7 protein-coding genes and 1 pseudogene are annotated in these 10,499 nt (G+C 66.8%); 5 read left to right on the top strand and 3 right to left on the bottom strand.

What is annotated here, in order from left to right:
- The 4 genes and pseudogenes from ACREEF_RS04130 to lpxC form a co-directional block, all read left to right on the top strand.
- Window positions 1-195, top strand: a pseudogene (locus tag ACREEF_RS04130) (cell division protein FtsA); the annotation flags it as partial.
- 347 nt (window positions 196-542) lie between these two features.
- On the top strand, window positions 543-3,908 hold the full coding sequence (locus tag ACREEF_RS04125) for a TonB-dependent receptor domain-containing protein (protein WP_431564337.1): 3,366 nt from the start codon (window positions 543-545) through the stop codon (window positions 3,906-3,908).
- A 256-nt stretch (window positions 3,909-4,164) separates the two neighbouring features.
- Window positions 4,165-5,739 (top strand): cell division protein FtsZ, encoded by a 1,575-nt coding sequence (ftsZ, locus tag ACREEF_RS04120; protein ID WP_431564336.1) that lies wholly within the window; start codon window positions 4,165-4,167, stop codon window positions 5,737-5,739.
- Window positions 5,740-6,387: 648 nt separating this feature from the next.
- Window positions 6,388-7,287 carry a UDP-3-O-acyl-N-acetylglucosamine deacetylase gene (lpxC, locus tag ACREEF_RS04115; RefSeq protein ID WP_431564335.1) on the top strand — a complete coding sequence of 300 codons (900 nt, stop codon included), beginning with the start codon at window positions 6,388-6,390 and terminating at the stop codon, window positions 7,285-7,287.
- 1 nt (window position 7,288) lies between these two features.
- Here the strand turns inward: lpxC and ACREEF_RS04110 are convergent, their stop codons facing one another.
- The 3 genes from ACREEF_RS04110 to lgt all read right to left on the bottom strand — a co-directional run bounded on the left by ACREEF_RS04110 (window position 7,289) and on the right by lgt (window position 10,024).
- Entirely contained in the window at window positions 7,289-8,059 is a 771-nt protein-coding gene (locus ACREEF_RS04110) for a polyphenol oxidase family protein (protein ID WP_431564334.1), read from the bottom strand.
- On the bottom strand, window positions 8,056-9,081 hold the full coding sequence (locus ACREEF_RS04105; protein WP_431564343.1) for a class I SAM-dependent methyltransferase: 1,026 nt from the start codon (window positions 9,079-9,081) through the stop codon (window positions 8,056-8,058). The genes ACREEF_RS04110 and ACREEF_RS04105 overlap by 4 nt, the downstream gene beginning before the upstream one ends.
- Window positions 9,082-9,142: 61 nt before the next feature.
- A complete protein-coding gene (gene lgt / locus ACREEF_RS04100) occupies window positions 9,143-10,024 on the bottom strand; it encodes a prolipoprotein diacylglyceryl transferase (RefSeq protein ID WP_431564333.1) in 882 nt (293 codons plus the stop codon).
- 174 nt (window positions 10,025-10,198) lie between these two features.
- On the opposite strand from lgt, the gene ACREEF_RS04095 reads away from it, so the two are divergent.
- On the top strand, window positions 10,199-10,486 hold the full coding sequence (locus ACREEF_RS04095; protein WP_431564332.1) for an accessory factor UbiK family protein: 288 nt from the start codon (window positions 10,199-10,201) through the stop codon (window positions 10,484-10,486).
- Window positions 10,487-10,499: the final 13 nt, after the last annotated feature.

The raw sequence follows: 10,499 nt of genomic DNA, 5'->3' as shown, positions 1-10,499 counted from the left end.
CACCTGGCCGACGCCGCCTCCGGCCCGGCCTTCTGCTCGGCCTCGGGCGTCCTGCTGCGCGCCGCCTACGGCCCCCGCGAGGCCGTCTCGGCCCGCAAGCTGATGTCCCGTCAGATCACCGCCGCCGACGCCCCCAAGGTGCACCGCGGCGGCATGGTGGCCCGCGCCGCAGGCTGGCTGCGAGACAACCTCTAGGCGCAACGCGGCCCGGCGCCGCCTCGCGTCGCCCCATTCCTGTCTGTTTTCGACGCACGTCGTCTGATCGGATGTTGTTGAAACTGCCCCGATGGCGCTTGTTTGCGCGTTATTTTTGCGCGCTGGGTATGGATCTGAGAACGGTCCACGCTCACGGAACGCGCCTCGGCCATGTGTGACCTGACTGTGGCCTCATTGTTACAGGTTTGACGCGTGATGGCCTGATTTGGGTCACAAAGGTTGTCCGAACGGCAATTTCCATTAGACGGGACGGCCTGTCATGCGGGCGCCGTGCGCGATTCCGCTGTGCTGAAGTTCAACAAGGTTGGGGCCACACAAATATGCACTTGAAGCGCAAACACCTGTTCGGGACGACCGTTCTCGCCGGCGTCATCGCCGCCTCGGCTCCCGCTTTCGCTCAGACCGCGCCTGCCGCTGAATCCCAAGAGGCGACCCAGGTCGAAGAGATCGTCGTCACGGGCTCGCGCATCCGTCGCGATCCGGTCAACGCCCCGACGCCGCTGATCCAGGTGACGCGCGAGGCGCTGCTGGAAACCGGTCAGACGACCATGATCGACTACCTGGCCACCATCCCGGCCCTGTCGAACTCGCTGGTCCCGTCGGACACCACCGGCTCGCTGAACATCACCGGCCTGTCGTTCGCTAACCTGCGCTCGCTGGGTTCGGGCCGCACGCTGACCCTGGTTGACGGCCGCCGTCACGTCGGTTCGCAGGCCGGCAGCCTGGCCGTCGACGTCGACACCGTCCCGCGTCTGCTGATCGAGAACGTCGAGATCATCACCGGCGGCGCCTCGTCGGTTTACGGCGCCGACGCCGTGTCGGGCGTGGTCAACTACATCCTGCGCAAGGACTTCGAAGGCCTCGAGTTCGACACCCGCTACGGCCAGATCAACCAGAGCGGCAACTCGTCGGTTCGCGCCTCGCTGCTGGCGGGCCGCAACTTCTTCGACGACCGTCTGAACCTGTACGGCTTCGCCGAGTACGAGCGGATCGAGGAAATCGTCGGCCGCGACATCGACTGGCTGTCCGACGGCCGCGGCATCGTGGCCGTGGACGCCGACCCGACCAGCCCGGCGATCGGCACGAACAACGACGGCTTCATCGACCAGAAGCTGTTCTACGATCTGCGCTCGATCAACCGTCCGCGCTGGGGCGTCACCACGGTCGCCAACACCCAGCAGCCCAGCGCCCTGCAGAACCCGCTGATCCCGGTCGGCAACTGCGCCAGCGTGACGTCGGCCAACTGCTATGCCGTCAGCCCGACCCACACCTACTGGTATGAAAACGGCGCCGCGCGACTGGTCAACTTCGGCACGCGCGTCGGCAACGTCGGTCTGAACCGTCCGTTCAACATCGGCGGCGACGGCTACAACAACAACACCGACTTCTCGGGCTTCAGCCGCACGCCTGAATCGGAATCGATGCGCTTCCAAACGGGCGTGAACTTCCGCCTGACCGACAACATCCAGGCGTCGGTCGAGGCCAAGTACGTCAACGAAGACTCGTTCATCTCGACGCAGCCGACCTTCTTTGACGTCTTCGTCGCCGATCTGACCGCCAGCGGCATCTTCGGCGCGGCCGTGCCTGTGTCGACGACCACCGTTCAGGGCGTGTCGGGGAACTCGTACTTCACCCGTCGCGACAACGCCTTCCTGCCGGCGATCATCAACCAGCAGATGGCGAACAACCCGGTCGCCACCTATGGCAACCCGACCGCGACGACCCCGGGCGCCGTGACGGCCACCACCCAGCGCGCCTGGGCCCGCCACTCGGCCTTCGGTCCCGATCGGACCCAGGAGAACAACCGCGAACTGCAGCGCTACGTGGTCAGCCTGAAGGGCGACTACGATCAGGTGGCCTTCATCAAGAACCTGGGTTGGGACCTGTCCTACACCTACGGCCAGATGGAGAACGCCAACAAGGAAACCGGCATCGACAAGCTGCGTCTGTCGCACGCCCTGGACGCGGTGGTCGACACGGCCGGCCTCGTCAGCGGCAAGCCGGGCGAGGTGGTCTGCCGCGTCAAGCTGATGGCTGCCCGGGGAGATCGTATCGACGTCTATAACCCGCTGGACAAGCGCTATATCGGCGGCGCCACGCCGGGCGTCTATGCCGCCACCGATCCGGAAGTGGCGCAGTGCGTGCCGCTGAACGTCTTCGGCGCGGGCAACCAGTCGGAGGCCGGTCTGGCCTTCATCGACGCGCAGGTCACGGTTCGCGAGAAGAACGAGCAGGAAAACGCGGTCGCCGCGGTTTCGGGCCAGCTCTGGGACTTCTGGGGCGCCGGCGCGATCGGCTTCGCCGTCGGCGGCGAGTATCGTCGTGAGTTCACCGAAGGCGTGGGCCGCGACGCCGACACCGCCGGTCGCTTCCTGCAGCTGAACACCGGCGCCGACTTCCTGGGCGCCGAGTATGAAAGCGAGGAGGCGTTCGCCGAACTGTCGCTCCCGATCTTCCGCGACTCCTTCCTGGGCGAGTATGCCGAACTCAGCGGTTCGTACCGCTACTTCGACTACACCACGGCGGGTGACGGCGACGTCTATGGCGTGAACCTGATCTATCGTCCGATCCAGGACATCACGTTCAAGACCAGCTTCAACACCTCGTTCCGCGCGCCGAACCTGGGTGAGAACTTCTCGCCCAACACCCAGACGTTCGCCAACGGCTTCGTCGATCCGTGCGACACGCGTCAGATCACGGCGTCGGCCCGTACGGCGGCCGAGCGCACCAACCGCATCGCGAACTGCACCGCCCTGGCGGCGCAGCGCGGCCTGACCTACGACTTCGCCGGCACCACGCCGTCGGTGGCGGACGACTACCTGCCCACCTACTCGGCCGGTATCGCAGGCGTGTCGGGCGGCAATCCGAACCTGAAGCCGGAAGAGTCCGAGTCGTTCACCTTCTCGGCCGCTCTGCAGCCGCGCTTCGTCCCGAACCTGTCGCTGGTGCTCGACTACTATGAGATCGAGATCACCGACGTGATCGCGACGGTGTCGGCCCAGGTTCTGGCCAACCAGTGCGTGGACGGGCCCGCCCTGAACGCCACGGCGTGCGGCTTCATCTTCCGCGAGAACCCCAACTCGGGCGATCCGTTCGACGTGTTCAAGGTCGGTCGTCCGGCGGGCCACCCGATCGGCGGCTTCCAGATCGGTTCGCTCAACTACGCCAAGCGTCAGACGCGCGGTCTGGACTTCACCGTCAACTACTCGTTCGACACCGAAGAAATGCTCGGCAAGAACTGGGGTCGTTTCAACTACTCGCTGGGCGGCCTGTGGCTGATCGAGCAGAAGTTCTTCAACGACGCGGCCAACCCGAGCGCCTTCACCGAAGCGGCGAGCACGGTCTTCTACCCGCGCGTTCGCTTCACCTCGCGCCTGACCTGGCAGCCCACGGACGTCGTGTCGCTGACCTGGACGGCCGACTGGCAGACGTCGCAAGACATCAACCAGTACCGCGACGTGATCGCCGGCGGAAACCTCGACAGCCAACCGGTCGAATGGTACCGCACCGGCAACTTCGCCCGTCACGACTTCTCGGTCCGCTACAAGGTCCGGGACGACCTCTCGATCTACGGCGGCGTGACCAACGCCTTCGACGCCGAGCAGTCGCCGTGGCTGGGTTCGACCCTCACCTCGAACTTCGACCCCTATGGTCGTCGCTTCAACATCGGCCTGAACTACCGTCCCTGGTAAGTTCGGTTCGATCCGAAACGGAAAGGGCGGCTCGCAAGAGCCGCCCTTTTTGTTTTTGGGAGTCCTCGTGCCGAAAAATGAAGGAAATCTGCAGTCACGCTCGCCGTGACGGGTTCAAAATCGGCCGACTCATATTACCGGGGTAACACTCCGTTAACGCAAAGAGGGCTTTCCTTAACGCGCTCATAACCAATGCGATTCGGCGGGGATTTCGCATCGGGGCTAACGGGCAGGGTCGGAAGGTCGGAACAAGAATATGTCTCTCTCGCTGGTGAAGCCGCAACACACGGAACTGAAGCCCCGGATCGTCGTTTTCGGCGTCGGCGGCGCGGGCGGAAACGCCGTGAACAACATGATCGACGCCGGCCTTGAAGGGGTCGAGTTCGTCGTCGCCAACACCGACGCCCAGCACCTGAGCTTCGCCAAGACCGACCGCCGCATCCAACTGGGCGAGACCATCACCCAGGGCCTCGGCGCCGGCGCCCACCCCGAAGTCGGCATGAACGCCGCCGAGGAGAGCGCTGACGAGATCCACGCGCACCTGGACGGCGCGCACATGGTCTTCATCACCTGCGGCATGGGCGGCGGCACCGGCACCGGCGCGGCCCCCGTCATCGCCAAGTGCGCCCGCGACCGCGGCATCCTGACCGTCGGCGTCGTCACCAAGCCCTTCACCTTCGAGGGCCGTCACCGCATGCGTCTGGCGGACTCCGGTGTCGCCGAGCTGCAGCGCTACGTCGACACCCTGATCGTCATCCCGAACCAGAACCTGTTCCGCGTCGCCAACGAGCGCACGACCTTCGCCGACGCCTTCGGCATGGCCGACCAGGTGCTGCACTCGGGCGTGCGTTCGATCACCGACCTGATGATCCTGCCGGGCCTGATCAACCTCGACTTCGCCGACGTCCGCGCCGTCATGTCCGAAATGGGCAAGGCGATGATGGGCACGGGCGAGGCCACGGGCGACGATCGCGCCCTGCTGGCCGCTCAGAACGCCATCGCCAACCCGCTGCTGGATGAAACCAGCCTCAAGGGCGCCAAGGCCGTGCTGGTGAACATCACCGGCGGTCTGGACATGACCCTGCTGGAAGTCGACGAGGCCGCCAACGCCATCGCCGCTGAAGTGGACGGCGACGCCAACATCATCTTCGGCGCCGCCTTCGACCCGGCCCTGGACGGCAAGATCCGCGTCTCGGTCGTCGCCACCGGCATGGACGAAGCCGTCATCCAGAAAATCGAACCGCAAGGTTCGGCCTTCTCGGACCGCCGCCCGACCGCCGCCGCGCCGCGTCAGCCTGAAGTCCGCATCGAGCCGGTCCGCGAACCGGTCCGCGCGCCCGAGCCGGCTCCGGTCTATGAAGCCCCGGCCGCGCGCGCCGCGCCCGAGCCGCGCCCGGAACCCGTCATCCACGACGCGCCTCGCAATCTGGAGCCGATCGTCGATCCGTGGGTCGAGGAATATGAATCCGGCGCCGTCCGCGCCGAGCCGGTCGCCGCCTCGCAAGGCGACCTCTACTTCGACCGCGGCCAGCCGCAACAGCAGCAGCCGCAGGCCCGTCCGGCCTCGCGCCGTGAAGAGGGCCCGGTCGCCGAGGAAGAATACTACGACGACCGCGATCACCGTCGCAGCGGCTGGAGCCTGTTCGGCAAGAAGCGCCAGCAGCCGCAACAGCAGCAGCAACCGTCCTACGCGCCGCCGCCGTCGTCGAACCGCACGACCCAGCAGCTGCGCCAGTCCCAGTCGGCCCAGCCGACCCAGGACTATCAGGCCGGTCACGCCGAAGACGACGACCTGGAAATCCCGTCCTTTCTTCGCCGCCTCGCGAACTGATCGGAAAAGACGCTGATTGAAGCGCCCCGGAGCCTGGCTCCGGGGCGTTCTTCGTTGGACGGACACTTTGGCGTCGAGCGTAGCCCTGCGAGCTATTCGCCTTCGTTATGGGAGGTGACGATTGATCCGTCCGCTCTCGAGAAACAGACCGTCGACTCTCCGCCGAGGCTATTGGGCTTGAGCTTAAGGCCGACGCAGACCGTCTCCGGCAAGTATATGACTACCGGATTGGTGGTCTTCAGGGCTTCGCGCCGAGCGTCTTTCCCTGGGCCGAACCCCCACTCGATGGCTTTGGTTACCCACGGTTCGTCGGATGGGCTGTAGCTAGCGGGGGTTGCGCTTTGTGGGCAGCAGGACGCCAAAAGCACGGGTATCATGCTGGAGCCAAGCGTCAGGGCTCTATAGGTTGGCTTGCTGTTTGGCATTGCGATGTTATCGCATCATCTTCTGGTCTTGATGCCAAGCCCCGCTGTTGGGCAATGGTCGTCCTTGGTATGCACGCGCGTTGTGCGCCGATCCTTGGCGTTTCGCTCGCCGAAACATTTCGAAACCCATCTTTCATTTCGCGCTTGAGGCGACGTGGTTAAACGACGGGTGAGGCGAACTCCGCACGACTGCGCGGAGCCGCGCTATACAGAGAGTTTCAGCTTGTCGGTCCGTAACGACCATCACGAACAGACCATCGTCGCCCCGGCCATCTGCGCCGGCGTGGGCGTCCACACCGGCCAGCGCGTCAAGCTGGTCGTGCGTCCGGCCGCGACCGGCGCGGGCATCGTCTTTGTGCGCACCGACATCACTGACCGCGACAACCGCATCCCCGTCTCGGGTGAGGCCGTCGTCGACGCCCGCCTGAACACCATGATCGAGAACGCGGCGGGCGTGCGCCTGTCGACCATCGAGCACATGATGGCCGCCCTGTGCGCCCTGGGCGTCTCCAACGCCGTGATCGAGGTCGACGGCCCCGAGCTGCCGATCCTGGACGGCTCGGCGCTGCAGTTCGTGCAACTGCTGGACCGCGCCGGCTTTCGCCGTCAGGAAGCCCCGGTCCGCCACATCGAGATCCTCAAGCCGATCCGGGTGGAGGAGGGCGACAAGTCCGCCGTCCTGCTGCCCTGCGACCGCTATGAGATGCGCTTCGAGATCGACTTCCCCACCCCGGTGATCGGCAATCAGGTGGTGGACTTCGTCGTGGACGAGGCGACCTTCCGCTCGGACATCATGGCCGCCCGCACCTTCGGCTTCGCCCATGAGGTCGAGGCCCTGCGTCAGGCCGGTCTGGCCCGCGGCGGTTCGCTGGAAAACGCCGTGGTCATCGACGGCGACGAGATCCTGAACCCCGGCGGCCTGCGCATGGAACGCGAGTTCGTGCGCCACAAGGCCCTGGACGCCATCGGCGACCTCTACGTCCTCGGCGCGCCCCTGCTGGGCCGCTACGAAGGCGTCAAGGCGGGCCACGCCCTGAACAACAGGCTGGTCCGCGCCCTGCTGGCCCAGCCCGACGCCTGGCGCGAAACGACCCGCGTCCCCGACATGGCGATGGCGGGCTGATTCAGCCCAGGCTGATCGTCGAGATCAGCCGCCCGAAATCAGCTTCTCCCGCCAGATAGGCCCGACGGTTCGAGTAGAACCGCGCGGCATCCGCGCGCGTGTCGTCGCCGGTCCAGTCGGCGTCGCCGACGCCGGCCTGCTCCAGCCGCCACAGGACGAAGCCGGGCAGGTCGAACAGGCGCTTGTCCTCTGCGGCGCCGGGGGCGAAGAAGCGCTCGCTGCCGGGGTCGTGGCGGGCGAAGCGCTCCTGATAGTCGGCGCCGACCTCGTAGCTGGCCTGGGCGATGCAGGGGCCGACCACGGCGACCATGCGCTCTGGGCGGGCGCCCAGGGCCTCCATAGCCGCCACCGTCGAATGGATGATCCCGCCCAGCGCGCCCTTCCAGCCCGCATGGGCCGCGCCGACCACGCCGGCTTCGGCGTCGGCGAACAGGACCGGCGCGCAGTCGGCGGTCAGGACGGAAGCGATGGGGCCGCGCACGGCGGCGACGACAGCGTCGCCCTCGGGCCGCTCGCCCGCCCAGCCCGCCTCGGCCACGCGGGCCACGGCGGAGTGGATCTGATAGCAGCCGCACAGGTCGTCCAGTCCGCCGCCCATCCATTCGGCGACGCGGCGACGGTTCTCGGCCACGAGGGCCGGATCATCCTTGGAGCCGACGCCCGCGTTCAGCCCGGCATAGATCCCCTCCGACACGCCGCCCTCGCGCGTGAAGAAGCCGTGACGCACCCCGGCCTTGTCGAGCAGCGGGTGGGTGATCGGCGTCAGGCTCATGCTTCAAATCCCGGCAGGGCCAGCGTGCGGGGCGAGAAGATCGCCGCCGCCTTGAACAGTTCGCCCATCTGGTCGGGCGCGGTCAGGCGGTCCAGCTGGCGCTGGATGACCGGGGCGGCGTCCGGACGGGCCTGGATCAACCGCTGGGCGCGGGCTTCGATCCCCAGGGTCTTGAGGAAGGCGCCTTGCCCCATGCAGCCGGTCACGTCGGCGCCGGTGCGCACGGCGGCCTCCAGCACGGTGGGATAGTCGGCCCACTGCGTCAGGTCGGCCTCGCCCGGCGTCGCCAGCGGATCGACCTTCTGGTGGCGTCGCAGGGCTTGCAGGGTGTCGCCCGCGCCGGGCTTGCCGCGGCCATAGTCGATCAGCAGGGCCGCGCCCGAGGCCGCCTTCATCAGCAGGCCCAGATCGCGCCCAAAGGCGGCCTGCTGTTCCGAAATCTCGACCACCTGACCCGGCTCGACGTCGTACTCCGGCCGGTCGAAGCCGCCGGAGATGGCGGTCAGGCCGAAGGTCAGCTCATTGCCCTCGGTGACGCCGATGCGGCGCTCGGCCCAGCCGCCGTCGGTCTTGATGAACTGGCGGGCGGGCAGGCAGTCCAGCACCTCGTTGGCGATCAGGATGATCGGGGCGTCGGTCTCGATCTGATGCAGGGCGCTGAGCCAGCGGGGATGGACGTCGGCGTCGGCCAGCCGTCGCGCCTGCTCGGCCCGCAGCGGCGCGCTGGGCTCGATCAGGATCAGGTCCACGGCCTCGAGGAAGCCGGGGACCAGCCGCGCGGCGCGCAGGGCGTCCGAGATCAGCGTCCCGTCGCCGGGGCCGACCTCGACCAGCCGCACCCGCTCGGGCGCGCCCAGACGGCTCCAGGTCTCGATGGCCCACAGGCCGATCAGTTCGCCGAACATCTGGCTGACCAGGGGGGCGGTGATGAAGTCGCCGCCTTCGCCCAGGGCCGGGCGCGTCGAATAATAGCCGCCCTTGGGATCATGCAGGCAGCGGGTGACATAGTCCGCCACCGTCATCGGCCCGGTCAGCACGATCTCGCGGACCAGCCGGTCCTTGAGGGTCTCGGTCGTCACGCTGTCAGCCCTCGACCGGCGCCTGAACCACGGGCTTCTTCAGCGTCCGCCAGATCAGCCAGGCGCCCGCCAGCATCATCGGGATCGACAGGATCATGCCCATGGTCAGGCCCAGCGGCAGGTGCTCCAGACCGGCGTCCGGCTGACGCACGTTCTCCAGCGCGGCGCGGCAGACGCCGTAGCCCAGCAGGAACAGGCCGGTGACGAAGCCCGGACGCTTCAGCATCTTCCACTTCCAGATCGCCAGCGACAGGATGATCAGCAGCAGCAGGCCCTCCAGCCCGGCTTCATACAGCTGGCTGGGGTGGCGCGGTTCATTGCCGGCGGGGCAGAAGCCGTACATCTGTTCGATGCGGGCGTTGCAGAAGCGGATGGCCCAGGGAACCGTCGTCTCGCGGCCCCACAGCTCGCCGTTGATGAAGTTGGCGATGCGGCCGAAGAACAGGCCCAGCGGCGCGACCGGGGCGATCAGGTCGCCCAGGCTCAACGCATTGATCTTCTGGCGGTTGGCGTAGAGGGCGATGGCGACGACGACGCCCAGGAAGCCGCCGTGGAAGCTCATCCCGCCGGTCCATAGTTGCAGCAACTCCAGCCGCTCGCCCCAGTTCTGGCCTGTGAACACCTGGGCGAACATTGACGGCTTGTAGAAGAGGGCGTAGCCGAAGCGCCCGCCCAGGATGACGCCGAGCGTGATCCACAGCACCAGGTCGTCCAGCTGCGGCCCTGTCACCGGCGGCTTGCCCGGCGACCACAGCCGCTCCGTCTTGGCCAGGCGCGAGGCGTACCACCAGCCCAGCACGATCCCGGCGACATAGGCCAGGGCGTACCAGCGGATGGGCAGGGGGCCGAGATGGATCAGGACAGGGTCGAATTCGGGGAAGGGCACAGGGCCTCCGTCAGCGCCGTTTTGAACCCTTCGTCGTCTAGCAAGCGAGACTGCATTCGTCGCGCGCTTTTCCAGCGAAGCAGTTTATAGCCGGTTCGGACGGAAAGGTTTCGTTCACCTAATTTACGTCATCATTAACCATAATCTGGTCCGGCCGAGACACGAGATTTCACCATGCAGACGCGCAATCCCATCCTCGACGAGTTCGCCAAGCTGACCACCGGCGCCATGGGCCTGGCCCAGGCTGCGGGCGAAGAGGCCAAGGCCGCCTGGCGCGCCCAGACCGATCGTTTCGTGGCCGAGATGGATCTGGTCCGTCGCGACGAGTTCGACGTGCTGAAGGACGAAATCGCGGCCCTGCGCGCCGAGCTCGCTGAGATTAAGGCGCAGAAAACGCCCGGAAAAAAGGCGTCTGCCGGAACGTCCACAGGCGCGAAGCCTGACGCCGAAACCGCCGGTTGAGCCGAATCTCCGA

The organism is Brevundimonas sp. (assembly GCF_050729455.1).
Lineage (GTDB): Bacteria > Pseudomonadota > Alphaproteobacteria > Caulobacterales > Caulobacteraceae > Brevundimonas.
The sequence above is the reverse complement of the archived record's forward strand: the minus strand, read 5'-3'. Positions and strand labels throughout refer to the sequence as shown.

Bases quoted from the DNA above. Each gene is read 5' to 3' on its own strand.
- ACREEF_RS04105 (WP_431564343.1), bottom strand. From the start codon at position 9,081: ATGACGGTGGCGGACTATGTCACCCGCTGCCTGCATGATCCCAAGGGC.
- ACREEF_RS04110 (WP_431564334.1), bottom strand. From the start codon at position 8,059: ATGAGCCTGACGCCGATCACCCACCCGCTGCTCGACAAGGCCGGGGTG.
- ftsZ (WP_431564336.1), top strand. From the start codon at position 4,165: ATGTCTCTCTCGCTGGTGAAGCCGCAACACACGGAACTGAAGCCCCGG.
- ACREEF_RS04095 (WP_431564332.1), top strand. From the start codon at position 10,199: ATGCAGACGCGCAATCCCATCCTCGACGAGTTCGCCAAGCTGACCACC.